At 70.7% G+C, this 25,528-nt stretch carries 20 protein-coding genes; 7 read left to right on the top strand and 13 right to left on the bottom strand.

All coding sequences use genetic code 11. The features are described 5' to 3' along the window. Positions 1 to 160: 160 nt before the first annotated feature. Together MXD95_RS16965 and MXD95_RS16960 are read left to right on the top strand one after the other, a co-directional pair. Positions 161 to 1,606: a sensor histidine kinase gene (locus MXD95_RS16965; protein WP_250641617.1), complete on the top strand. Its 1,446-nt coding sequence runs from the start codon at positions 161 to 163 to the stop codon at positions 1,604 to 1,606. Further along, positions 1,603 to 2,247 carry a response regulator gene (locus MXD95_RS16960; protein WP_250641616.1) on the top strand — a complete coding sequence of 215 codons (645 nt, stop codon included), beginning with the start codon at positions 1,603 to 1,605 and terminating at the stop codon, positions 2,245 to 2,247. Before MXD95_RS16965 ends, MXD95_RS16960 begins: the two co-directional genes overlap by 4 nt. A gap of 51 nt (positions 2,248 to 2,298) precedes the next feature. On the opposite strand, the gene MXD95_RS16955 is transcribed toward MXD95_RS16960, so the two are convergent. From MXD95_RS16955 to MXD95_RS16920, 8 genes are all read right to left on the bottom strand, one after another. Then, positions 2,299 to 2,685: a hypothetical protein gene (locus MXD95_RS16955; RefSeq protein ID WP_250641615.1), complete on the bottom strand. Its 387-nt coding sequence runs from the start codon at positions 2,683 to 2,685 to the stop codon at positions 2,299 to 2,301. A gap of 10 nt (positions 2,686 to 2,695) precedes the next feature. Beyond that, complete coding sequence (locus MXD95_RS16950) at positions 2,696 to 3,202, bottom strand: hypothetical protein (RefSeq protein ID WP_250641614.1); 507 nt, start codon at positions 3,200 to 3,202, stop codon at positions 2,696 to 2,698. Then, positions 3,199 to 5,688, bottom strand: a complete 2,490-nt coding sequence (locus tag MXD95_RS16945) for a PEP/pyruvate-binding domain-containing protein (RefSeq protein WP_250641613.1) — start codon at positions 5,686 to 5,688, stop codon at positions 3,199 to 3,201. Before MXD95_RS16945 ends, MXD95_RS16950 begins: the two co-directional genes overlap by 4 nt. Positions 5,689 to 5,756: 68 nt before the next feature. After that, a complete protein-coding gene (locus MXD95_RS16940; protein WP_250641612.1) occupies positions 5,757 to 6,494 on the bottom strand; it encodes a phosphatase PAP2 family protein in 738 nt (245 codons plus the stop codon). Positions 6,495 to 6,891: 397 nt separating this feature from the next. Beyond that, complete coding sequence (locus tag MXD95_RS16935; RefSeq protein ID WP_250641611.1) at positions 6,892 to 7,926, bottom strand: hypothetical protein; 1,035 nt, start codon at positions 7,924 to 7,926, stop codon at positions 6,892 to 6,894. Continuing rightward, entirely contained in the window at positions 7,923 to 8,510 is a 588-nt protein-coding gene (locus MXD95_RS16930; RefSeq protein WP_250641610.1) for an RNA polymerase sigma factor, read from the bottom strand. The genes MXD95_RS16935 and MXD95_RS16930 overlap by 4 nt, the downstream gene beginning before the upstream one ends. 13 nt (positions 8,511 to 8,523) lie before the next feature. Then, a complete protein-coding gene (locus MXD95_RS16925) occupies positions 8,524 to 8,745 on the bottom strand; it encodes a hypothetical protein (protein ID WP_250641609.1) in 222 nt (73 codons plus the stop codon). A gap of 124 nt (positions 8,746 to 8,869) precedes the next feature. Continuing rightward, positions 8,870 to 11,650, bottom strand: coding sequence for a sensor histidine kinase (locus MXD95_RS16920; RefSeq protein ID WP_250641608.1), 2,781 nt, complete (start codon positions 11,648 to 11,650; stop codon positions 8,870 to 8,872). Positions 11,651 to 11,980: 330 nt separating this feature from the next. Here MXD95_RS16920 and kdpF point away from each other — a divergent pair, with 330 nt between their 5' ends. From kdpF to MXD95_RS16895, 5 genes are all read left to right on the top strand, one after another. Continuing rightward, a complete protein-coding gene (kdpF, locus tag MXD95_RS16915; protein WP_248819066.1) occupies positions 11,981 to 12,070 on the top strand; it encodes a K(+)-transporting ATPase subunit F in 90 nt (29 codons plus the stop codon). Then, entirely contained in the window at positions 12,070 to 13,782 is a 1,713-nt protein-coding gene (gene kdpA / locus MXD95_RS16910) for a potassium-transporting ATPase subunit KdpA (RefSeq protein ID WP_250641607.1), read from the top strand. The genes kdpF and kdpA overlap by 1 nt, the downstream gene beginning before the upstream one ends. Then, on the top strand, positions 13,779 to 16,094 hold the full coding sequence (gene kdpB / locus MXD95_RS16905; RefSeq protein ID WP_374122057.1) for a potassium-transporting ATPase subunit KdpB: 2,316 nt from the start codon (positions 13,779 to 13,781) through the stop codon (positions 16,092 to 16,094). Before kdpA ends, kdpB begins: the two co-directional genes overlap by 4 nt. Before the next feature lie 3 nt (positions 16,095 to 16,097). Continuing rightward, the gene (locus MXD95_RS16900) at positions 16,098 to 17,000 is read left to right on the top strand and encodes a potassium-transporting ATPase subunit C (protein ID WP_250641606.1); all 903 of its coding nucleotides are present in this window, start codon (positions 16,098 to 16,100) and stop codon (positions 16,998 to 17,000) included. Positions 17,001 to 17,088: 88 nt separating this feature from the next. Beyond that, positions 17,089 to 17,772, top strand: a complete 684-nt coding sequence (locus tag MXD95_RS16895; RefSeq protein ID WP_251078518.1) for a response regulator — start codon at positions 17,089 to 17,091, stop codon at positions 17,770 to 17,772. Positions 17,773 to 17,860: 88 nt separating this feature from the next. Here MXD95_RS16895 and MXD95_RS16890 read toward each other — a convergent pair whose 3' ends face one another. The 5 genes from MXD95_RS16890 to MXD95_RS16870 all read right to left on the bottom strand — a co-directional run. Further along, the gene (locus MXD95_RS16890) at positions 17,861 to 18,610 is read right to left on the bottom strand and encodes a DUF2599 domain-containing protein (protein ID WP_250641604.1); all 750 of its coding nucleotides are present in this window, start codon (positions 18,608 to 18,610) and stop codon (positions 17,861 to 17,863) included. 86 nt (positions 18,611 to 18,696) lie between these two features. Next, positions 18,697 to 19,032 (bottom strand): peptidase inhibitor family I36 protein, encoded by a 336-nt coding sequence (locus tag MXD95_RS16885; RefSeq protein ID WP_250641603.1) that lies wholly within the window; start codon positions 19,030 to 19,032, stop codon positions 18,697 to 18,699. Positions 19,033 to 19,220: 188 nt separating this feature from the next. After that, the gene (locus MXD95_RS16880) at positions 19,221 to 23,237 is read right to left on the bottom strand and encodes an nSTAND1 domain-containing NTPase (RefSeq protein ID WP_250641602.1); all 4,017 of its coding nucleotides are present in this window, start codon (positions 23,235 to 23,237) and stop codon (positions 19,221 to 19,223) included. Between the two features lie 74 nt (positions 23,238 to 23,311). Next, positions 23,312 to 24,685: a hypothetical protein gene (locus MXD95_RS16875; RefSeq protein ID WP_250641618.1), complete on the bottom strand. Its 1,374-nt coding sequence runs from the start codon at positions 24,683 to 24,685 to the stop codon at positions 23,312 to 23,314. Positions 24,686 to 24,879: 194 nt separating this feature from the next. Next, a partial coding sequence (locus MXD95_RS16870) for an OmpA family protein (protein WP_374122056.1) occupies positions 24,880 to 25,528 on the bottom strand: 649 nt, incomplete at its 5' end.

Raw genomic sequence — 25,528 nt, 5'->3', positions numbered from 1 at the left:
CCCCCCCCCCCCCCCCCCCCCCCCCCCCCCCCCCCCCCCCCCCCCCCCCCCCCCCCCCCCCCCCCCCCCCCCGACCCGAACGGACGGTGCCACCTCCCGCGGCGGCACCGTCCGTTCGGACGTTCTCCCTCCCGCCGATCGCGGTGCGACCATCACACGTATGAACGTGGAAGCGGCGGCCCACGGCGTGTCCGGCGGCAGAGTGCCGGCCGGCAGTGTGCCCGTCGGCGGAATGCCGGTGGACGGGGTGCCCGTCGAGGCGGCGAATTCCTGGCAGCAGCGGTCCGACCGGATCGCCCGCCTGCTGCTCCTGCCGATGCTCGTCGTGTCGACGCTGCTGAGTCTGATCACCCTCTCGCAGCTGGAGATCTCCCGGGAACGGCTGATCTTGGGCATCGCCTTGGTGGTCATTGCCGCCGGGTGGTCGGTGGGGATGCTGCGCTACCCGATCGAGGGCGTACCGGCGCGGCTGCGCCGGTTGGTGTTCGTCGTCCACGCCACGCTCGGTGCCCTGCTCGTGTGGGCGAGTCCGTGGTACGGCGTGTACGCCTTCACCGGGTACTTCTTCGCCGACGAGCTCGGTCGCTGCGGCCGGGTCCACGGCTTCGTGGTGACCGCCTTCATCCTGGCCGCGTCCCAGACCGCCGGGTACCCGAACGGCTCCCTCGTCCACACCGTGAGTTTTCTGATCATGGCGGGGTTCAACGTCATCGCGGTGCTCAGCATGTCGACGCTGATCAACCGGGTGATCGACCAGAACGTCGAACGAGGCCGGATGATCGACGAACTGGCCGAGACGAACCGCCGCCTGCAGGACACGATGGGGGAGAACGTCGGGCTGCACGCCCAGCTGCTGGCCCAGGCCCGCGAGGCCGGCGTCGCCGAGGAGCGATCCCGCCTCGCCGGGGAGATCCACGACACGCTGGCCCAGGGCCTCGCCGGCATCATCACCCAGCTGGAGGCGGCCCGCCGCTGCGAGGACGCCGGTGACCTGGCCGAACAGACCCGTCACCTGGACCTCGCCGACACGCTCGCCCGGTCAAACCTCGTCGAGGCCCGGCGCTCGGTGCGGGCCCTGCGCCCCGAACAGCTCGACCGCGCCAGCCTTCCCGGCGCCCTGGCCGCGCTGGCCCGCGACTGGACCGGCCGCACCCAGATCCAGGCGGACGTGGTCACCACCGGGGAGCCCACCCGCGCCCCAGGCGAGACCGAGAGCGCCCTGTTCCGGATCGCGCAGGAGGCCCTCGCGAACGTGGCCAACCACGCCCACGCCACCCGGGTCCGGCTCACCCTGAGCTACCTGGACGACACCCTGCTGCTCGACGTCGCCGACGACGGCAGGGGCTTTCACCCGTCCGACGGCTCACCGCCCGGACGCTACGGCCTGACCGGGATGCGCCGCCGCGTCGAAACCCTGTCCGGCACTCTGACCATCGAGTCCACCCCCGGCGATGGCACGATCGTCAACGCCGCGATCCCCCTCCCGCGGAGCACGGGCGAGATGCCGATCGGAACGGACGAGGGTGTGGGCGGTGTGGACGGTGTGGGCGGGATGGGCGGGGTCCGCGGCGTGCGCGCTGTCCGTCCGCGGGAGGCGCAGGCGTGAACAATGGCCGGCAGTCCGGGCCGATCAGGCTGCTGATCGTGGACGACCATCCGATCGTCCGGGATGGGCTGCGCGGCGTGTTCACCGCGGATCCGGACTTCGTCGTCGTCGCGGAGGCGTCCGACGGGGCCGAGGCTATCCGGGTCGCCGAGTCCATCGAGGTCGACGTCATCCTCATGGACCTGCGGATGCCGGGCACCGGTGGGGTCGAGGCGATCACTCAGCTGCGCCGCCGCAATCATCCCGCCCGTGTGCTCGTGCTGACCACGTTCGACTCCGACCGGGACGTCCTGCCCGCGATCGAGGCCGGCGCTACCGGCTACCTGCTCAAGGACGCCCGGCGCGAGGAGCTTCTGCGCGCCGTGCGCGCCGCCCACGCGGGCCAGTCGGTGCTCGCGCCGTCCGTCGCCGGCACCCTGATGAACCGGGTCGGCGTCCGCGAGCCCGACGCGCTGAGCCCCCGCGAACTCGACGTTCTGCGCCTCGTCGCCGCCGGCGCCACCAACCAGGCCGCCGCCCGCGAGCTGCTGGTCAGCGAGGCGACGATCAAGACGCACCTCATCCACCTGTACAACAAGCTCGGCGTGCGCGACCGCGCCGCGGCGGTCGCGGTCGCCTACGAACGCGGCATCCTCGGCTGAGGAGACTGAGAGTCCGCGGGCGAGCCCGTGGGCGTGCCCGGCGGGGCGGGTTCAGGCGGGGCCGGAGCTCATGCTGACGACCCTGCCCCGGACATGGTTCATGGTGAGATCCTCCAGGCAGCCACGCAGGCGACGGCGGGTGTCGGACGGCAGCGATGGCCGCAGCGTGGCGTGGTAGGTCTGATCACCCTGGGCGACGGGATCGTCCTCGCCGTCCCAGCCGATGGTGGCGACGCATCCGCGCCACAGCGCCTCGGCCGCGAAGTCGGGACCATGCTTGAAGCCGCGGTCCTTCACGCTGAACACGACGGTGGTCCGCGCCTGGCTGCCCGCGCCCCCGTGGTATTCGGTCGCCTCCTGCAGGACCTGCACGCCGAAGTAGACCGCGACCGCCGCGACCGCGAACGCGACCAGCGTCCGCAGCGCCGCGCCGTTCATCGCCGGCCCGTCATCGCGGGCTCGTGGGCTGGCGGAGCAGACGCAGCGGATCCTGGGAGGTGTCGAGCAGGCCACCGGGAGGCGGGCCGAGCCGCGCCATCGTGGCGGCGACGCCCGGGTCGGCGGCGCCGCCGGCGGTGGCGCGGGCCAGCCGCTCGACCACCCAGGCGAGGCCCGAGAGCAGCAGTCCCGCACCCATCAGGATCGGGATGAACACCGGTGCGGACGACGAGCTGTCGGCGCGCATCCAGTCGAACACGGCGCTGCGGGGCGGTGGGGCGTCGCGCAGGCGCCGTTCGATCCGCCGGCGTCGGTCCGGGTCGACCTCGACCCTGGCGGCCAGTCGGTTGATCCTGCGCAGCAGCAGCGTCCCGACCAGCATCACCTCGACGGCGATGAAGATCCCGCCGCTGATCAGCGCCCGGTTCCACTCCCAGCGGTACAGGTAGACGACGAAGTACGCGCCGGCCCCGACCAGGGTGACCGCGCCGATACCCGGAACGATGATCCGCCTCATCCCCTGTCTCCGCCTCTGTCTCCGGCCTTGCCGCCGCCGTCCCCGCCGCCTCTGTTCTCGCCGTAGTCCATGTCGGCGTCGGTGTTGGTGTCGATGCGGGTGACCTCGCCGGTGCTGCCGTCGACCAGGACCTCGTCGCCGTCCGCGAACGTCGTGGTGGCGTCGGCGACGCCGATCACCGCGGGGATGCCGTTCTCCCGGGCGAGGATCGCGAGGTGGCTCAGCGGGCTGCCGGTGACGGAGACGGAGACGAGCGCCGCGAGGTCCGGCAGCGCCGCGGCGAGCCCCGGGTCCAGACTGTTGACGACGAGCACTCGCCCGGCCGCACCCGCGGCGTCATGGGTAACCAGGCCACGGGCCCGACCCGGGCTGACCCCCTGGGTGGTGCCGGAGCCGCGGCGGTCCGCCACCACCTGCCCGTCCGCCGAGAGCCGGAACCGCGCCGGCAGGCTCGCGCTCCCGCCCGCGGGTCGGGCGCCGGACGCCGTGCCTGGCAGCGCGGCGGCGGCGATCGCGTGCGAGACCGTCATCTCCTGGAGCTGGTCGAGGCTCAGATGACGCACGTCGGCGGGATGGTGCAGCTGGCCGTGACGCACGAGGCGCCGGCCAAGCTCCAGCGCGGCCCGGGCGGTGATCTCGTGCAGCCAGCGCGCCCGCAGCCGCATCGCCTCCCGTGCCACCGCGACCGGATCGTCACCGCGGCCCGACGGCGCCCGCACGTAGGCCGGGGTCGGCGGTAACGGCGCCGGCGCACCGATGGACGGCGCCACCAGCGCCAGCGCCTCGGGATGCCGGGCGACGATCTCGGCGTCGGACAGCCCGTCGTCCCGTGCGTGCGACACGGCCGCCAACGCCACCGCGGCACCGGTGGTCGCGCTTGCCCGGGCGTCCAGGAAGAACCCGGCGAGCACCTCGTGGGCATGCGTGCCGCGCAGGGTCACCCCGGCGTTGTACAGCAGCAGGTTCAGCTGACTGTCGGTGAGGGCGGCGAGGTCGGGCACGGCGTGCAGGTCGGCGTCGATCTCCTCGGCGAGATCGGCGACGATGGCCGGGAACGCCGCCCGCAGCCGCCCGAGCCGCCAGGCGGCCCGCAGCCGGCGCGCGCCGGGGCGCGGGTCGAGCACGCTGTACCAGTGCTTCGACTTGATCACGCCGAGGGCTTCCAGGTCGACGGCGACCCGACCCTGCACGTCGATGACGAACCGGCGGCGCAGCGCCCGCCCGCCAGCCGCGCCGGAGATCCGCAGGGCCTCGCGGATCCCGTCCTCCAGCGGCGGCAGCCAGAGCTCCAGCTCCAGGTGGGACAGCGGCTCGGGGAACGTCTCGGCGACCGGCCCCGGCCCGAACACCCGCCCGTGCGCGACCGGCACCGCCGCTGTGATCGGCCGGCTCTGCAGCAGCCGCAGCGTGCCGTCCGGCTCGATCAACCACTCCATGTCCTGCGGCGCGCCGAAGACCTTCGCCGTACGCCGGGCCAGCCGGGCGAGCTGGCGGCGCTGGTGCGCGTGGACGGCCGCCGGCACCGTCCCTTCCACCGAGGTCAGCCGGCCATGGCGGGCCAGCAGCATCGTCGTGCCGGTGACCTGGCCGCTCACGATGAGCTCGGGCAGCCCGTCGGTCATCGAGACCAGGACCCGCTTGGCGTTCCCCGTCAGCGGATCCAGCCCGAACATCACCCCACCGACCCGGGCCTGGGCCATCGGCTGCACCAGCACCGCGATCGGCATCGGCCCCGCGGCCGAGCCAGCCACCTCCGCCGCCGGGCCAGCTACCTCTGCGGCCGAGGCGACGACCTTGCCGACGGCCTCGGTGAACGCCTCCCAGCCGGTGACGTGCAGAACCGAGAGGAACTGCCCGGCGTAGGACGAGGACGCCGAGTCCTCCGCCACCGAGGACGACCGGACCGCGAGTGGCAGCTCCCCGTCGTGTGTCAGTTCGCGCCAGCGCTCGTACAGGGTCCCACCGCCACGGGTGGCCGGAATTCCCCCGGGACGGTCAGGGTCGGTGGCGACGGTCGTGACCACGAACCCCGGGATGACCGGCAGGCCGGCCCCGGCGGCCACAGCCAGATTCGCCGCCTTCGCCCCAACCAGCGAGACGTCACGTGCCGCCGCGTCGTCAAGCCGAACGACCAGCCGCTCGCCCCCACCCGCCTGGGCGCCGGTCCCGGCACGGTCGGCCGCCCCTCCGGCCGTCTCGGCCGCGTCGGCTACTCCGGTGGTTCCGGTGGCTCCGGCGTTGTCGGGCCTGGCCTCGGCCTTGGCCCGGGGATCAGGTTCGGCGACAACGGACCCGGAACGCGCGGGAGGCACGGCGCTGGTCGCGAAACCCAGAGCGCTGGCTCCAGGACCTGGTCCGATGGGCTCAGGCCCGCCGACGGCGTCTGCCGCGGCGCTGGTCTCGGTGGTGCGGGTTGGAGAGGGGATCTCGGCGCCGTCGGCGGGCGGGGGGATCGGTACCAACGAGGCGGCGTTCTCGTCTGGCATCGCGCCCCCCACATACGACGGGTTCGGACGAGAGCGACGATACCCAGCTCGGTGCTGTTCAGGACCTGTTAAGGATGAGATGCCCGGCAGTGATACCGGTCATGGACGCGGTGGAACGCCCGGTCGAGCAGGCTCAGCAGGAGAAGATCGAGGATCGCTCCGGCGACCACGTCGCTCGGCCAGTGCACGCCCAGATAGACCCGGGTCGAGCCGATCATGACGATCATGGCGACGGACGCGATCGCGCTCGCCCGCCAGACCCGCCGCGACGACACGTACAGCGAGAGCACCAGCGGGACCATGCCCCACAGCGCCGCCGCGGCCATCACATGCCCGCAGGGGAACGAGTAGCCCGTCCCGCGCACGAGCCGGTCAATGTCCGGCCGCGGCCGCCCGACCAGCGATTTGAAGGTGAACTCGACCAGCGGTCGGGCCGCGGTGACGGCCAACACCGTCGCCCCCACGATCTTGCACCGGGCCAGGGCCGCGAGCCCCAGCAGCGGCCCGAGCGTGTAGACGACCTGCGAGCTGCCCAGGAACGAGATCCGCCGGACTACGGCGTCCGCCGTCGGTGTCCGATGATGGATCACCCAGGACTCGATCGGATGATCGACCAGCTGGACGAGCGGCCCGCTCGCCCAGTGCACGGTGAGGGCCATGGCCGCGAACACCGCCGCGAGCGCCGCGATCTGCTGCGGCGACCGGACGATCAGCGGCGCCGCCGAGCTCGGCACATGCCGATGGGCCCGGGGAAGCGCGGCGGTCTGGGAACGTGGGGACGTCAGAACGTCAGCGACAACAGTCATCGGAGACCCAGAATAGGCGGTCCTACCCACCCCAGCCACACAACATACCCCCACATGTCTAGCCGTCGCACCCGGTAGCCACCCGTCGCGGGGCGGGGTCGTCTGCGTGCGCGGCGGAGAAGAGTGGGTACGGCCGGAGGGGGTCGCCGTCGACGGGCTCGGCGGCGACAGATCATGGCAGCTCGGTCCAGCCGCCGGAGTTGAGATTTTGCTGAGCGTATGCAGATCCGGGAGATCGACTCTGGCCGGGGCGGCGTACCGAGCTGAGTCGCGCGCCGCCGACCTGGGCGCGGCGGGATGATCCTTTCTGCCCGGCATCTACCTCTTGTGACAGAGGTGTTGCGACTGTCCTGGTCAGGATTGCAGCCACGGAAGTCCTGGCGGACGGGCGCCGTGCTCAGAAGCCGGCCAACACCATGTCCAAGTCGATGTATGCCATCCCATCGCAGATTTCGAAGATTCCTGGCTCGATCTCCTCAGAATACCTTTCTATCATATCCTTCCAGCTGGGCGGCCAGTGAGTCATGTGTGACCATCGGATGCCCAGGAGTGGCACTCCGGTCAGCTTTGCCTCGCTTAGATCCACGTTGACAAATTCATTTCTGGCGCGGGAGATATCCCGAATCATTGACTCGGCCAGAGTGTCGTCGAAGTCGATGTGTCTGGCGCGGAGGAGGGCGCGTGCGCGGTCGCGTGCATGGTCAAGGTCGCGCTCGCGGCTAAGGTCGGAGATAAAGTGCTCCACGATTCGATGGTTGTAGTTAGATGTTTCGTCTAGGCATCTGGAAAGGGTCCGCGCGCGGAAATTTACCAGGTCGGACAAGAGGTCGGTAGCCAGGTGGGAGTCGGGTGACGAGCCTGATCCGGGGGAAAACGCGAGATCCCTGGCGAGGGTCAGCGCGCGCATGCGGCTCTCTTCGAGAGTGATCGAAAGATCCCGTCCCAAGCAAAGGCCCAGGACGGGGGTAAGATCACGTGCAAGGCCAAGGATCTGACCGAGTGTAAGAGCAGTCTTACGGGCTGGGTGCAGCGCGAGTTCGCGGCCCAGGTTGATGGCAATGTCGAGCCGGAAGACCAGTACAAGGCTGATGACGGCTGGATGGCCCCGCAGCGACAACCGCGTAGTGGGCGGCAGGGTTCGTAGGTAGGCGGCGGTGGCAGAGGTGGACGGGCTGTACTCCTTTCCATCCCCTGCTCCCGAGGAGGGTGGCGGAGGGCGAAGAAGCCCCGGGCCGGATGTCGAAAGAATAGCAGCCAGCCCGGCCGAAATGTCGAGGGTACCTCGTATGTCTTCCGCGAGTTCCGTGTAGCAATATGGTAGTAGGGCGTCTCGGAGTCCGGCCCCGATGTCCAAGGTCCGAGAAATACTCTCCGCCAGGTCGTCCATGCCGCGGGAAAGCCAGCTGTCAGGGTCATTGCTGAACGTTGTCATGGCATGTCCATCTCCTCTCTTGTGAGGAGATGGCCGGCCAAGGCCTGTCGAGCCCTGAAGAGTGCCGCGCGAACTGCCCCGTTAGTCATTTTGAGCTCCCTGGCAATCTCCTCTGTGGAATATCCGTCGTAGTGCCAAGCCATGACCTGCCGCTGTCGTGCCGGTAGCTTCCTCAGCAAACGAATCACTTCGTTGCGCTCGACGACCGATTCTAGGTCGGCGTTATTTAGAATTGGTAGCGAGCTCTGGCGTGGCAGTTCGACGACGGGATCCTCTGGGACCTCGGCAAGCCGCTTGGCGTAGGCTCGAGATGCCACCCTTCGCGCCCAGCTGGCTGGATTTTGAACCGTCTCCCAGTAGCCTAGAAGTTTAGTCATCGTGTCCTGAGCGATCTCGGCAGCGTCGGCTGATCGTACGCCCTGCCATATCAAGAACACGACAAGATTCGGGTAGAAGTTGCGGTAAAACAGGCTGAACTCGACGATGGTATTTGTCGAGGGCGCGTGCGAATGGCTGGCCGGCGGGTCCGCGGGCGCAAGGTTGCGGAGCGTCGCGGGGTCAGGTGGGTCGGTTCTGCTGTCCATCGCCCTTGCCCCGTCAGCCGGCCACGTCGGATGGTGTGGTTAGAGCAAAAAGGCTCCCGTCGGGTCGACGCCCGCGCAGTGAGGCGCCCGGCGGCAGGGTCGATGCGGCGCTCAACAGCAGGTGGTGGTGCAGGCCCTCCCGCTGCAGCAAAGCCCGGATGCGCAGGCGTAGTTCCACCAATCTGATGAGCTTGCCGGCGATCACCATCGCCGCCCCCGTGAGGACTGGATCCACTGATTGCTCCTCTACAGCACGTGCGTCAACGCTGACGTCGATGAGTAGAGGCTTAGATGTAAGCCAGTAGTTATCAGTAAAATAATATATTTGTTCTACTGTCGCGTTAAGTGTTGTTCTGTTGTCAAGGTTGCTTGGTCGATGATTCCCATCTGGCTGCGGCTTGCAGTCTCGTCAGGCTGGGTCGACCGGTCGTTGGCGCTTGATCGCTGGGATGGTCGAGGGCGTTGAGTCGTTTGAGCGCGGCGGTGGCCGGGAGGGTGAGGACCATGGTGAGGCCTCCGGCTGGGGTGTCCTCGGGGGTGAGGGTGCCGTGCATGGCCTCGGCGAGGCCGCGGGACAGGGCTAGGCCCAGGCCGACGCCGGTGGTGTTGTCATGGTCACCGAGGCGCTGAAACGGCTGGAAGACCTGGTCGCGGGCATCAGGTGGGATGCCGGGGCCATGGTCGACCACGCGTAGTTCCACCCGGCTGGCGAGGCTGGACGCGGTGATGGTCGGGGGGCGGCCGGCGGGGGAGTAGCGCAGGGCGTTGGCGACCAGGTTGACGATGATCCGCTCGAGCAACGCCGGGTCGGCGTCCACGGTGGGCAGGTCGTCCGGCAGGCGGATGGGGATGGCCCGGGCGGAGGGTCCGAGTTCGTCCAGGGCGTGCGGGACGACATCGTCCAGTCCGATCGGGCGGGGGAAGACCGAGAGCATGCCGGCCTGCAGACGGGACATGTCGAGCAGGTTCTCGACCAGGCGGGTGAGGCGGTCGAGTGACTCGTCGGCGGTGGCGAGCAGCTCGTCGCGTTCGTCCGGTTCGAGTAGGTCGTCGCCGCCGCGTAGGCCGGAGACGGCGGCCTTCGCGGCGGCCAGCGGGGTGCGCAGGTCGTGGCTGACGGCGGCGAGCAGGGCGGTGCGGACCCGGTCGGCCTCGGCGATCGGCGCGGCCCGCGCCGCCGCTTCGGCGAGGCGGCGACGTTCCAGCGCGACCGCGGCCTGGGCGGCGAAGGCGGCGAGGATGCGGCGATCCTCCGCGGGCAGCGGCCGGCCGGTCAGCACCAGCGCCAGGTCGTCACCGACCGGGACGTCCACCGCCCCCTGATCGGGATGCGTGCACGGATCCGGCCCCACCGACAGCACCGTCCGCCAGCCCCGACGCAATATGGACGCCTCACTGGCCACGCGGGCGACCGGGGCGCCGTCGAGTGTGTTCTCGGCGCTCTGCCGGGGACTGCCCTGGTCGGTGGTGGCTCGCCCGCCGGCGGGGTCGGTGCCTGCGTCCGCGTCGTCGGGGAGGCGTTCGAGCAGGGTCGCGGACGTCATGCCGAAGGTTTCGCGGGCGCGGTCGAGCAGGGCGGGTAGAGCGTCCTCCCCACGCAGGACGCTACCGGCCAGCACCGACAGGGTGGCGGCCTCGGCGGAGGCGCGTACGGCCTGGCCGTAGCGGCGCGCCGAGGTGTCGACGACCCGGCTGACCATCGCGGCCACCAGGACGAAGCCGGCGACGGCGAGCGCGTCGTTGGTGTCGGCGATCGACCACCGGTGCAACGGCGGTGCGAAGTAGTAGTTCAACAGCAGGCCGCTGGCCAGCGCGCACAGCAGCGCCGGCAGGAACCCGCCGACGATCGACATCGCCACCACGATGATCAGGTAGCCGAGGATGTCGATGGCGAGGTTCACCGTGTCGCGGCCCACCACCAGCAATGCCGTCAGCGCCGGCACCAGCGCGAGGGTCAGCCCGATGGCGAGGACCCGCCGGCGCGGGTCGAGACCGCGGCGCGCTCGGGGCAGCCGGGCCAGCCGGAAGCCGGAGCCGCCGATCTCCGAGTGGGTGACCATGTGCACGTCGATCGGGCCGGAACGGTTGGTCGTCGTCACCCCGATCCCGGGATGCAGGATGCGGGCGAGGCGGCCACGGCGGCTCGCGCCGAGGACGAGCTGGGTGGCGTTGGACGCGCGGGCGAAGTCGAGCAGCGCGGCCGGCACGTCGTCGCCCACGACCTGGTGGAAGGACCCGCCGAGGCTCTCGACCAGGGTGCGCTGGCCGGCGAGGGCACCCGGGTCGGCGCCGGTGAGGCCGTCAGAGCGGGCAATGTGGACGGCGAGCAGGTCCGCGCCCTTGGTCCGCGCGGCGATCCGGGCGGCGCGGCGGATCAGGGTGTCGCCCTCGGGGCCGCCGGTGAGCGCCACCACCACCCGCTCCCGGGTCTCCCACACCCCGCCGATGCTGTGCTCGGCGCGGTAGCGGTCGAGCTGGTCGTCGACCTTTCCGGCGAGCCAGAGCAGGGCTAGTTCGCGCAGCGCGGTGAGGTTCCCCGGGCGGAAGTAGTTCGCCAGCGCCGCGTCGATCTTGTCGGCGGCGTAGATGTTGCCGTGCGCCATTCGGCGGCGCAGCGCTTCGGGAGCCATGTCCACCAGCTCCACCTGGTCGGCCTGGCGGACGACCTCGTCGGGCACGGTCTCGCGCTGCGGCACCCCGGTGATCGTCTCGACGACGTCGTTGAGGGACTCCAGGTGCTGGACGTTCACGGTGGAGATGACGTCGATGCCGGCGGCGAGCAGCTCCTGGACGTCCTGCCAACGCCTGGTGTTGCGGCTGCCGGGGACGTTGGTGTGCGCGAGCTCGTCGACGACGGCCACCTTCGGCGCCCGAGCCAGCACGGCGTCGAGGTCCATCTCGGTGAAGGTGGCGCCGCGGTGCTCGACGAACCGGCGGGGGATCACCTCGATCCCCTCGAGGGCTGCGCTGTCGAGCATGGCGGCGGTGTGCTGGCGGCCATGCGTCTCGATCAGACCGACGACGACGTCGGTGCCCCGTTCGACCCGCCGGCGGGCCTCGTCGAGCGCCGCATAGGTCTTGCCCACCCCGGGCGCCGCGCCCAGGTAGATCCGCAGAGTTCCCCGTCCCACGCCGTCCATCGTGCACCCGTCCGACCTGTGTGGGAACCGGCGGAACCGTCGGTCGGACGTTATTTCTTGATCGATGTTAGTGCCCTGTGAGAATCCGGGGGGCGGCCGTGAGAAGGCTGTGAGTGATCGCGCGAACCAGATTTCCTGACGCTTTACTGAGGATCCCGGACAACGGGCCTGACCGGGGATCCGGCGCGGGGTTGACTCGCGGCGACGTCGGTGTCGAACAGACGTCGAATCGGGGAGAAGGAGGGGGCGCATGCAAGACGTCGGGTACGTCCTGCTGACGCTGGGATGCTTCGCGCTGCTGGCGCTTGTCGTGCGAGGAGTCGAACGACTGTGAACGCGGAGAACATCGCCGGCCTGGTGCTGTCGATCGGACTCGGGATATTCGTGCTGGCCGCGCTTCTTTTCCCGGAGCGGTTCTGATGTCGTCGAACGTCGCCGGCGTGCTGGCGGTCGCGCTGCTGGTTGCCGCGATCTGGGTGACCTATCGCCCACTGGGCGACTACATGCATCGGACGTACACCGACCAGCGCCATCTTCGGGTTGAACGCTGGATCTACCGGGCGACCGGGGTCAATCCGGACGCGGGCCAACGCTGGCCGGTCTATGCCCGTAGCGTGCTGGCGTTCTCACTGGTCAGCGTGCTGCTGCTCTACCTGCTGGAGCGCATCCAGGCTCATCTGCCGTGGAATCTTGGCTTTTCCGGGGTGGCGCCGCCGTTGGCCTGGAACACCGCGGTCAGCTTCATGACGAACACGAACTGGCAGGCCTACTCCGGCGAGTCGACCATGGGCCATCTGGTCCAGATGGCCGGGCTCGCGGTGCAGAACTTCCTGTCGGCCGCGGTGGGCATCGCCGTGGCGATCGCCGTCGTGCGCGGTCTCGCGCGGCGCCGCGCGCCGGTCGCCTCGGGCGCCGGCAGCCGTGACGACGTGATGGGCACGGGCGACGAGCTCGGCAACTTCTGGGTCGACCTCACCCGCACGACGATCCGGATCCTGCTGCCGATCTGCGCGGTCGCGGCCATCGTGCTCATCGCCGGCGGGGCGATCCAGAACCTGCACGGTAACCGGGTCGTGGACACGCTCACCGGCGGACATCAGGCAGTCACCGGTGGGCCGGTCGCGAGCCAGGAGGCAATCAAGGAGCTCGGCACCAACGGCGGTGGCTTCTACAACGTGAACTCCGCGCACCCGTTCGAGAACCCGACCTCCTGGACGAACCTGTTCGAGATCTACCTGCTGCTCGCCATCCCGTTTTCGCTGCCGCGCGCCTTCGGCCGGATGGTCGGCGACCGCCGCCAGGGCCTCGCGATCGTCTCGGTGATGGCCGTGCTGGCGATCGCGAGCTTCGCCGTCGGCGCCGCCTTCCAGGCCGTCCACCACGGCACCGTGCCCACCGCCGTGGGCGCCGCGACGGAGGGGACCGAATCCCGGTTCGGGGTGCCGAACTCGTCGCTGTTCGCCAGTGCCACCACGCTCACCTCGACGGGCGCAGTCAATTCCTTCCATGATTCCTATACCAGCCTCGGCGGCGCCTCGCTGCTGTTCAACATGATGCTCGGTGAGATCGCCCCCGGCGGCACCGGATCCGGTCTCTACGGGATGCTGGTGCTCGCCGTCATCACCGTGTTCGTCGCCGGACTGATGATCGGGCGCACCCCGGAGTATCTGGGCAAGCGGATCGGGTCGCGGGAGATCCGGTTCGCCGCCATGTATTTTCTCATCACCCCGATTCTCGCGCTGCTCGGCACCGGAGTCGCCGTGGGGCTGCCCGGGGAACGCGCCTCGATGCTGAACTCCGGTGCGCACGGACTGTCCGAGGTTCTCTACGCGTTCACCTCGGCCGCGAACAACAACGGCTCGGCGTTCGCCGGAATCTCGGTGAACACCACCTGGTACAACACGGCGCTTGGCCTGGCGATGCTGCTCGGCCGCCTGCTGCCGATGGTGTTCGTCCTGGCCATGGCGGGCTCCTTCGCCCGTCAGCATCCGGTGCCGGTGACGGCCGGCACGCTGCCCACCCATCGCCCGCAGTTCGCCGGAATGCTCGGCGGCATCGCCGTGATCCTCGTCGCCCTGACGTTCTTCCCGGCCTTGGCGCTCGGCCCGCTCGCCGAAGGGATCCACGCGTGAGTACCACCCTGACCGCCGGGCACGAGCCCGATACCGGTCCCGACGACGGGGTCGGGGGACCGTCTCGGCACGAGGGGCCGCGCGGTCCGCGGCGGATCGGCGGCGGCATGCTCGACCCGCGCCAGCTCTGGCACAGCCTGCCGGACGCGCTGCGCAAGCTTGACCCCCGCACGCTCTGGCACAACCCGGTCATGTTCATCGTCGAGGTCGGTGCCGTGTTCACCACGGTGCTCGCGGTCGGGGACCCCTCGGTCTTCGCCTGGCTGATCACCGTGTGGCTCTGGCTGACCGTCGTGTTCGCGAACCTCGCCGAGGCCGTCGCCGAAGGCCGCGGCAAGGCCCAGGCCGCGGCCCTGCGCCGCACCCGCACCGACACCGTCGCCCACCGCCTCACCGGCTGGTCGCCCGGTGACCAGCCGAACGACATCTCCGACGTGCCGGCGCCAGAACTGGCCCGCGGCGACCTCGTCGTCGTGTCCGCCGGCGAGACCATCCCGGGCGACGGCGACATCGTCGAGGGCATCGCCAGCGTCGACGAGTCGGCGATCACCGGGGAGTCGGCGCCCGTGATCCGCGAGTCCGGCGGCGACCGCAGCTCGGTCACCGGCGGGACGAAGGTGCTCTCCGACCAGATCGTCGTGCGGATCACCCAGCAGCCCGGCGAGAGCTTCATCGACCGGATGATCGCCCTGGTCGAGGGCGCGGACCGCCGCCGCACCCCCAACGAGGTCGCGCTGAACGTCCTGCTCGCCGCGCTCACCGTGATCTTCCTGTTGGCGGTGGCGACCCTGCAGCCACTCGCCGCCTACACCAAGGGCCTCCAACCCGCCATCCCGGACTCGTCCACGCTGACCGGGCACGGCATCACCGCCATTGTGCTGGTCTCGCTGGTGGTCTGCCTGATCCCGACAACGATCGGCGCGCTGCTGTCCGCGATCGGCATCGCCGGGATGGACCGGCTCGTTCAGCGCAACGTACTGGCGATGAGCGGCCGGGCCGTCGAGGCCGCCGGCGACGTCGGCACCCTGCTGCTCGACAAGACCGGCACCATCACCTTCGGTAACCGTCAGGCGCGGGCGTTCCTTCCGGTCGGCGGGTCCGGTGGCGCTGGTGGGTCCGGTGGAGTCGCAGAGGGCGGTGGAACAAGCGATCTGATGCTCGCGGACGCGGCGCAGCTCTCCTCGCTCGCGGACGAGACGCCGGAGGGGCGCTCGATCGTCGTTTTCGCCAAGGAACGGTACGGCCTGCGTGAACGCGCTCCCGGCGAGCTGCGTGGGGCCACGTTCGTCCCGTTCACCGCCCAGACCCGGATGTCCGGTGTCGACCTCATCGACCCGGACGACCCTGCGACCGCCGCCAGCGCCGCCAGCGCCGTCTCCGGAATCGGCTGGGTCGACGGCGGGGTGCGGCAGATCCGCAAGGGCGCGGCGAGCGCCGTCGTGGCCTGGGTGCGTGCGGCCGGCGGCACGATCCCGGACGAGCTCGGCGAGATCGTCGACGGCGTCTCCGCGAGCGGCGGCACTCCGCTGGTCGTCGCCGAGATCGCCGGCCGCGGTCCACACCCGCAGGCCCGGGTGCTCGGCGTCATCCAGCTCGCCGACGTGGTGAAGACCGGCATGCGGGCCCGGTTCGACGAGATGCGCCGGATGGGCATCCGCACCGTCATGATCACCGGTGACAACCCGCTGACCGCGAAGGCGATCGCCGAGGAGGCCGGCGTCGACGACTTCCTCGCCGAGGCGACCCCGGAGGACAAGCTCGCGCTCATCCGCACGGAACAGGCCAACGGCACGCTGGTCGCGATGACCGGCGACGGCACGAACGACGCCCCCGCGCTCGCCCAGGCCGATGTCGGTGTCGCGATGAACACCGGGACGTCCGCGGCCAAGGAAGCCGGGAACATGGTCGATCTCGACAGCGACCCGACGAAGCTCATCGAGATCGTCGAGATCGGCAAGCAGCTTCTCATCACCCGCGGCGCGCTCACCACGTTCTCCATCGCCAATGACGTCGCGAAGTACTTCGCGATCATTCCCGCGATGTTCGCCGGGGTGTACGGCGGGCTGGACAAGCTCAACATTATGCGGCTGGCGACGCCGGAGTCGGCGATCCTGTCCGCGGTCATCTTCAACGCACTGGTGATCATCGCACTGATTCCGCTGGCCCTGCGCGGCGTGCGCTACGTCCCGAGCAGTGCCAGCGCCCTGCTCTCCCGCAACCTGACGCGCTACGGCCTCGGCGGCATCATCGCCCCGTTCGTCGGCATCAAGATCATAGACCTGTTGCTCCAGTTCATCCCGGGGGTGGGTTGACCCATGTTCGCGCACCTTCCCGGCTGGGTCCGCGGCCACCTGGCCGCCCTGCGGATCCTGCTCGTGTTCACCGTCGTCGTCGGCCTGGCGTATCCGCTGTTCATCCTGGCCATCGCCCAGCTTCCCGGGCTGCACGACCGCGCCGAGGGCTCGCTCGTCGCGGACGCGAAGGGTCGCACGGTCGGCTCGTCGCTGATCGGCCAGTCGTTCACCGACGCGCACGGCGACCCGATCGCCGGCTACTTCCAGTCCCGCCCGTCGGCCGCCGGCGACGGCTACGACCCGACGTCCACCTCGGCGTCCAACCTCGGCCCCGAGGACGTCGTCGACTCCTTCGACGACCCGGCCACCAAGGACTCCGACGAAAGCCGCCAGAGCCTGCTCACCCAGGTCTGCACCCGCAGCCACGAGATCGGCGTGTTCGACGGCGTCGACGGCGCCCGCCCGTACTGCACCGCGAGCGGCGTCGGCGCGGTCCTCGCCGTCTACCATGCCAAGCCGGGCTACCAGGGACCGGTCGCCCGCGTGATCAGCGTCAACGAGCAGTGCCCGACCAGGCCGTTCCTCACCACATACGACGGTGTGAAGGTCAGCTGCCGGACGCTGGCGGACGACGTCGCCGCCGGCCGCCAGGTGCTCGTCCGCGGTGACGCCCCGGCGCATCCCGCCGTGCCCGCCGACGCGGTGACCGCCAGCGGTAGCGGTCTCGACCCGCAGATCAGCGCCGCTTACGCTGACCTTCAGACCGCCCGGGTCGCCCGTGCCCGCGGGCTGTCCGTCGCGCGGGTGCGGACGCTGGTGAAGGAACACACGAGCGGCCGGGCCCTTGGCTTCCTCGGCGAACCGGTGGTCAACGTGCTGAATCTCAACCGGGCGCTGGACGCGCTCGCCTCGGCGCGCCAGTAAACCGGGTGCGGCGGTGAACCAGGTGCGGAGGTAGGGGCTGGTGACGCGGATCCTGCTGGTCGAGGACGAGCCGCAGTTGCTGCGCGCCATGCGGATCAACCTGCGCAGCCGTGGCCACGAGGTCCGCACCGCCGGCGGCGGCGCCCACGCGCTGGCCGAGGCCGCCGGCCACCCACCCGACCTCGTCGTCCTCGACCTCGGGCTGCCCGACATGGACGGCATCGACGTGATCCGCGGCCTGCGCGGCTGGACCCGCGTCCCCATCATCGTCCTGTCCGGCCGCACCTCCGGCCCCGACAAGATCGCCGCCCTGGACGCGGGCGCCGACGACTACGTGACGAAACCCTTCTCCGTCGAGGAACTGCTCGCCCGCATCCGCGCCGTCACCCGCCGCGCCACCTCTCCCGAGACCGGCCCGGTCGTCACCATCGGCCACCACCAGGTCGACTTCGCCGCCAAGACCGTCACCGTCCTCGCCGAGACCCCCAGCGGCGGCCCGTCAGATGCCAGTCCCGCGGCGCAGCCGGCGTGTGGGCCGTCGCTGCGCCTGACCCCGACCGAGTGGCGGCTGCTGGAGGCGCTGGTGCGCGAGCCCGGGAAGCTGATCTCGTCCCGCACCCTGCTCGACCAGGTCTGGGGCCCCGGCCACGCCGACGACACCTCCAGCCTGCGCCTCTACGTCAACCGCCTGCGCCGCAAACTCGAACCCGACCCATCCCGCCCCCGCCACCTCACCACCGAACCAGGGATGGGTTACCGCTACCAACCCTGATCCGGTGGCCTGACGTGCACGAGGGACCCGGAAGCCGACATGCCCTCAGATCGTCTCGATGACATGTCGCTGACGGTGCCGCCGCCGGCTACCAGTTACATCCCTTGAGAATCGCCTTCGAGACGGAGAGGGACTTCAGCGGGCCTCGTTTGGCTTCGAGGTCCCAGGTAGGTCCGGCATCTTTGACATTGGCGAAGCGCGCGTGACACCACAGTTGCTGTTTCAACGAGGTGAGCTGGCCTGCGGTGAGGCTCGTGGGAAGCGGGGTGCAGGTCAGCACCTGGGCCCACATGTCGTCCACGGGAGCCCTGAGTCCCGCCTTCGCCAGGCCCGCCCGGGTGGGCTTCGCGGTGATGGTGAACGTAAGCCCGAGCTTTCCGGCCTCGTCACCGTAGGTCGCCACCCAGTCGATGTAATCGGGGCTGCCGCCGCAGACGTGGGATGCTCCGATCCAGTCATCCTTCCACGGCTCGAATGTGGTTGCGCTGATCCCGTTCGTGTCCCATTTGAAACCGCGCCAGCGAAACTGGGTCGCGATCGACCGCAGCGGCTCGGCCTGGAAGGTTCGCTCGACCGGGCCGCAGTCGCCGGCCAGCTTCTCGGTGTGCGTCACGCCGTCGAGTTCCCATTCGACGCCGGTGCTCCAGCCATCCCCACAGGATCGGTCCTTGATGGTGAAACTGTTCTGCGGAACGCTGGTGTTCCCGTGGTCGTGGATGGCGCTGTAGCCGGAGTTGTACCAGACCTCGCCGGCGACGAACCTCGTGTCGGCGTGATAGACGAGGCTATGGGTCGAATCGGCGCGGGCGGCGGCGGTGCATATCGTCAGAAGCACCATTGTCAGAATGGCTACCAGGGTCCTACGGGGTGGCGATGTGAGTAGAGTCATCGTGGTCCTCCGATGGCTTCACCAGATGGCATCGGCTATGGCTGGATGTAGACGCGGGTGGCATTCAGCGCGCCGTTGGAGCCTCGATCACCCACCGGTGAATGCCAACCGGTGTAGGTGTCCCCGTTGTACCAGTAGATGGTGCCGAGGCCTCGGTTGTAGAAGGAAAGGACCACGAACGGAAGCCGCTGCCATCCTGGCCCGGGTGCCTGCCACCTCGTTCCGGTTCCGTTGTTTCCGCTCCAGTAGCAGGAAACACCGGCCGGGCAGTCGGAATACGCGGCCTGGGCTGGGCTCGCGCCGAGAACGGTTCCCGTCAGGCCGAGCAAGAGACTCAGGGCCAAGAGTAACAGTCGCTTACGGGACTTCATCTGGAATCACCTTCCTGACCGGTGGGACCACGCCGCCTGCGCGGGTTGGGGACGTGGTCGTTCGGGCGGCCGGTGCACTCACACAGGCCGCGGGAGGCCAGCGAAGCGCGGGTGCCGGGCGTGCGACCACCCCGCCCGCGAGTCCCGTACGAGTCCATACATCCACGTCACGAGGGCGGGGAACAGGGTCAGGAGCAGATGTCCTGGTAGTCGGCTCCGGGGGCGTACTTGGCCCATTCGGCGGCGCTGATGCGGCTACCGGACCAGGTGCAGACGCGAGCGGCGACACGGTCCGGGTCAACGTCCCACAGGGTGATATCACCTGACGCCGCGGCCAGGGTTCTGTCGTCCGGACTGAAGGCCACGTTCCAGACGGTCTTGTTCTCGTCGGGGGCATGCAGAACGGCGATCGCCTCGGGCCGTGACCGGTTCTCGATATCCCAGATCCAGACCTGGCCCGAGCCGGTGCCGACGGCGATCCGGCGGCTGTCCGGGCTGAACGTGACAGCCTGGAGATAGCCGTCCGCACCGACGATCGGGGAGCCGAGCGGTTTCGGCTCGGTAATATCGGTGATATCCCACAGGCGGGCGGTGCCGTCCGCGCTTCCGGCGGCCAGGGTACGGCCGTCTGGGCTTATGGCCACTGTGTAGGTGTAGTCGTGGGAGACAGTCAGAGGTGGCGCGGCCCGGGTTGGGTGGGCCGGATCATGAATGTCCCACAGTGACACGGTGCCGTCCGCGTCGGCGGTGGCGAGGAACCGGCTGTCCGGGGTGAAGGCAACCTCCCGGATGACGTCGGCGCCGGGCTCGATCGTCGCCACTGACCGTGGCTGTCGGGGAACGGTGATATCCCACAGCCGTACCGTGCCGTCCTGGCCGGAGCTGGCGAGAATACGACCGGCCGGGTCGAAGGACAGGTCCTCGATGAAATCCGTGTGCCCGGCCAGAACGGACGGCAGCCGCACAGGGTGCGCGGGATCGGCGATATCCCACAGCAACACGGCGTTTCGGGAATGGGTGTTCGCGGCCAGCACCCGGGCGCTGGCACTGATGCCGAGTACGCTGCCCAACCGGTCATAGCCGGCCGGCGCGGTCAGGCGCGGGCCGACCGGTGCCGGTCGGTCGCGGTCCGACAGGTCCCACAATTGGCCGTCCCGGCCGGCATCGCCGAGCAGAGCATGACCGGGCTCGAACTCGATTGACGCGACGGCCCGGCCGGTCATGGACAGCACCGGACCGGGCACCATCCACCGCCTGGCGACTCCGTCGGCGCTGTTGGTGAACAGTGCCCTGTCATGGTCGCGGAAGGCGACCGTGTTGGCGGGCTCGGGATGCGGCAGGCGCAGCACGATCTCCCGGCGCCCGACGTCCCACACCCTGACGCCGTCCTCGGCCCCGGCGACGGCCAGCCGACGGCCGTCCGCGCTGAAGGCCAGCGCGTTGATCCAGCCGGTCCCCGCCAGCGTCGCCTCCGGTACCGGTCGGGTGGGGTCGGCGGTTTTCCAGATCCGGACGATCCCGTCGTTGCCCCCGGCCGCGAGCCGGGTGCCGTCAGGGGCGAAGGAGATCGTGTTCACCTGGGTCGGGACCGGCAGCGGCGCGCGGAGCGGACGGGGTCGCCGCCGGTCGGCGAGATCCCACAGACGCACGGCGTCGGCCGCGTCGGCGGCGGCCAGCACCCGTCCGTCCGGACGGACGGAGAGGGACTGCACGGATCCGCCGGCGCCGCGCAGCGCCCCACCCAGCCGGGCGGGACGAGCCCGGTCGTGCACATCCCAGAGCAGGACGGTCCGGTCCCGGCTCCCGGCGGCCAGCATGGTGCCGTCCGGGCTGAACTCGACGGAGAGGATCCGATCCCGCGGACCGGTGAGCGGGCCGCCGAGCGCTGCGGGCCGGGCCGGATCGGACACGTCCCACAGCCGGACGGTGCTGTCCGCGGAGCCGGTGACGAGTGTGCGCCCGTCCGGGGAGAACGCCACCGCGTAGATCGGCGCGTGCTGGCCCACCAGCGGAGTTCCGACGAGAACCGGCCGGTCGGGGCGTCGCAGGTCCCACAGCAGCACCCGGGTGTCCGATCGCGCCGCGCCCGCGCCGGCGAGCAGGGTGCCGGCGGCGTTGACGGCGACGGCCTGCAACCCGCCGCCCGGACGCACCATGCGGGTCGCGGTCGCCGTGCCGGACGACGCGATCAGGGCCGAACGGGCCTCCTGGGTGGGTGCGAGCCGATAGGCGGCGACGGCGAGCTGGGCGGACAGCGACGGGTCGCTGTCGCGCAGCCGGCCCGCCGTGCCGGCGATCTCTCGGGAGACGGCCAGCCGCCGCTGCCGCTCGGCACTGGCCCGAGCCCGCGCCGACGAGACGGCGGAGGTTCCGGCGATCAGCACCAGGAGCGCGAGGCAGGCCGCGAGCCAGCGGGCCCGTCTGGTCCGGCGCCGCTCGCGTGTGCGTTCGGCCAGGGCCGCGGCCAGGCTGGCATCGAGGAACCGCTGCTCAGACTGGTTGAGTTCGTCCCGTCGACCGGCCTCGCCGGCCCAGTCGACCGCCGCGGCCAGCCGCACCCCTCGGTAGAGGGCGTCGGGGTCATGCCCGGTGTCCGACCAGGAGCGCGACGCCTCGGTCAGCTGCCGATGCAGGCGGTGACCGGCCCGGTCGGTGTCGATCCATTCCCGCAGGCGGGGCCAGCTGCGCAGCAGTGCCTCATGACTGATCTCCACCCCGTCGGCATCCGCCACGAGTAGACGCTGTCCGACGTACCGTTCCAGGACCTGCCTGACCTCGTCCTGGCGCGGGTCCTGCGGGCCGCCGGTCAGCTCGAGCAGGTCGACCCGCCGGCGGGTGTCCGGGGTGTTCTCGCCGACCTGGACGAGTCGGAGGAACAGCCGCCGGGTCAGCTCCTGCTCGGACGGGGCCAACGCGGTGAAGAGCGTGTCCGCGGTCTGGGCGACGGCGCTTCGCAGCCCACCGGTCGCCACGTAGTCGTCGATGCCCATCGTCCGGCGCCGACCGTGCTCCCAGGTCGCGAGCAGGGCGTGCGACAGCAGCGGGAGCGCGCTCACGTCATGCGCCGCGGGGTGCGTTCTGGGCCCGGCCGGGGCGAGTTCGTGCACCAACAGATGGACGAGACCCTCGTCGAGGTCCAGACCCGCTCGGCGCGCCGGTCCCGCGATCGCCTGGCGCAGGTCGGCCTCGCCCATGGGGCCCACGACGATCTGGCTGGTCTCCAGCGCCCCCGCCAGCGCCGGCCAGCGCAGCGCGTTCGGATAGAAGTCCGCCCGGATGCCCATCACCACCCGGACCACCGCCCGTTCCGGCACCGGTTGCGGTGTCTTCCGCACCGCTGTGGTGGGGACTGACCCGCTCGCCGGCACGGCTGGTGCGGCCAGCGCGGTCAGTGCGGCCACGAACGCGTCACGTTCGGCCGGTTCGCGGCAGGCCGTGACGATCTCCTCGAACTGGTCGACCACGATCAGTAGCGCGGGCGCGTCGGCGGTACGGAACCGGGCCGGGTAGGAACCGGGATCCTGACGCAGCACGGCCTCGACCGTCTCCGGCGTCGGATCGCCCAGCACCGCGTCGCCCACCATGGCAAGCTCCGCAGCCAGCGCGGCCACCGGGTTCGGTCCGGGGGTTACCAGCACGCCGTGCCAGGATCGATGGCCGGCCCTGGCACCCACCCCGGCGCCCGGGCCACCGCACAGGGTTGCCATCAGGCCGGCGCGTAACAGCGACGACTTGCCCGAACCGGACGCCCCGACCACCACCACGGGCCCGGGCTGGTGGCCCGGACCGCAGATCCGGGCCACCAGTGTCGCGATGAGCTCCTCCCGGCCGAAGAACCAGTCCGCATGTTCCCTCTGGAACGGCTGAAGGCCTCGGTATGGCGATGGGCCCGACGTCGGCACACCCAGCGGTCGTCGCAGTTGCCGCCAGGTCTCCAGCCACCGCTCGCGCCCGGCGGGCTGCGCCACCCCGCAGACCTCGAGCAAGCGCAGCAGAAGGTCCTGCTGCGCCACCGTCGGAAGATGCCGCCCGGAACACCAGCCGCCGACCGTTCCCGACGGCACGTCCACCGCTCGCGCGAGGTCGCGGACGGACAGTCCCGCGGTTTCCCGCAGGTCGGTCAGCGCACGCCCGAAATCCTTCTTCGTGCGTATCCGGATCTCCACGCGGGTCGAATCAAGCTGACCCTGCTGTTCGCCGCCCACCGGACCCCCGGATTCTTGCTTTCCGTAAAGACGTGACGAGCCCGGACCTGTGGCCTGGGCGGGAACCGGCATGATCAGGGGCTGATCAGGGGTTGGAAGGCGGCGCGCTCGTCCCCGTCGGACGGGCTGACGAACCGCCGCGACTCGGTGCCGCTGGTGAAGATGACCTGTGGGCAGCTGGTGCCGCTGATCTCCACCGTGGTATCGGTGATCACCCGGGCGGTATGGACGTCGAAGACCCGGGCGTGGATGGCTACCTTGTGGAACGTCACGCTGTGCCCCAGCGGATTCGACGAACCCGTGTAGGAGCAGGTCCGCACCGCCGCTCCGTAGCCGGCATTGTCCGTGCAGAGGATGCGGGTGGCGATTCCGGCGTCGACCGTGAGCCATTCGGGCGGGACGCCATTCATGTACTGCTTGCTTCCGAGGACCAGAGCGCGGTTCGCCCCGCCGGGCGCGTACGGGTAGGCGACCGGGCGGGAGCAGTATCCGCCGACCGTCGCGTTCACGGCTTCGCGCAGGGCGACCAGCGAGATCTTCTGGTTGGCCTGCGCGACGCCGGCCCGGGCTCGGGCGGCCAGGGCGTTGCGCGGGTAGCGGGTGAGCAGCAGCTGGTAGTCCGACCGGGCGCGCTGCCAGTCGCCGGACTGGAAGTAGTGGTCGGCGCAGCCGAGGATCGCCGCCGGGGCGATCCTCGGGACGGTCGCGGCGGTGTTGTCCAGGACGGTCCCCGGATGGTGCTGTGCGCCGAGCCAGTCGGAGATCTTCAGCGTGATGCAGGGATCCTTCACCGGCAGCCCGGCCAGGAAGTGGTCGAGGGCCCGCTGCACCAGCGGTTCGTACTCGGGTTGGTCGGCCAGGACGGTGGTCAGGGTTCCCAGGCCACGGTCGAGCTGCGTGAGGTCGCCGGTCAGCCCGGTGCTGAGACTGGACCCGGCCGTCTGCACCTGGTCGCAGACCTTGACCATGTCCCTGCCGTCCGTGCCCGGGTCCAGGGCGACCATGCGATGCGCCGGATTCACCCGGTCCACGGCGGAACGGGCCTGTACGCAGTCGAAGGTGCGTCGGGCCGTCGCGACATCGTCGTCGATCCCGGCGATGTCGAGGCGCAGCAGGCTGACGACGAGCAGGATCGGGAGCAGGACCGCGAGCCCGACGATCAGCTGACGCCAGGACCGGTGCGGCCAGATCCATGCACGGTGGGGCCGGCCGCCGGCCAGATACCAGCCGTGCACGACCAGGCCCACCCACCAGGCCAGGACGACGACGGCGAACCACAGCGCCTGCACGGACGAGAAGACGATGAGGAGCTCGGCGGAGATCAGGAGAACGGTGATGCCCAGATCCGCCCGGCCAAGCATCAGGTAGCCGGCGCCGAGCCCGGAGGCGTTGCCCAGGGCGACGGCGACCGGATCCCGCGGGCGACCGGGTTTCGGTGGCGATGGCACCGGCGGCGCGGGAGATGGTGGGGCCGGAGACGGAGACGGAGATGGTGGCGGCGGAGACGGTGGCGGCACTGACTGCCCGGGCCGCGGGGGCCGCGCCGGCTGCTCGGGCTGCGTCACGCGGAGGTTCCTTTCGGGGAAGGGGCAGGTCCTGTCCCGCGACCGGATGACGGTCCGGGCTGGGACGGGCATTCGCGTCAGGACGGCGGGGTGACGCGCAGGGTCACTGTCCGGTTGCGGGCATCGTCGGTGGGAGTGTCGGGGTAGGGCGCGAGGGCGTCGTCCGCCGCGGAGATCGTCAGTGCTGCGGCGGGGACGCCGGCCTGGCGCAGGATCCGGGCGGCGGAGGCGGCGCGGGCCAGGCTCACGGCGGCGTTGTCGGGGAACGGTCCGCCGGGCCGCACCGGGCGGCTGTCACTGTGCCCGACGATCTCGACGGCGACGCCGGTCAGGGCCGACAGCCGGGTGCCCAGATCGGTCAGGGCCGCCCGTCCCCGCGCACTCGCGGTGTCGCCGGCGGCGAACAGCGCGTCGGAGAAGACGACGACGTCCTGGCCGCCCACCCGCTCCACGGTGACCCCGGGCCCGGCCAGGCGCGAGGCGAGCCCGGCCGCACCGTCCCGCCCGGTGGGTGAGATCGGTCTGGCGGCGGGGGGCACCGGACCTCCCGGGGCCTGAGCGGGGGCCTGGCCGGGCGAGACGGCGGTCCCGGCGGCGGCTGGTGTGGCGACGGCGCTGGTGACCGTCACGCCGCCGCCGTCGCTGTCGTGGCCCAGCCACCAGCCGCCGCCCAAGCCGGCGGCAGCAACGGCGACGAGCGCGGCGGCCGCCCCGCCCGCGCGCACC

The organism is Frankia sp. AiPa1 (assembly GCF_023243075.1).
In the GTDB taxonomy this organism is placed as follows: domain Bacteria; phylum Actinomycetota; class Actinomycetes; order Frankiales; family Frankiaceae; genus Frankia.
Note: the sequence above shows the minus strand (reverse complement) of the source record. Positions and strands in the feature narration are given on the sequence as shown.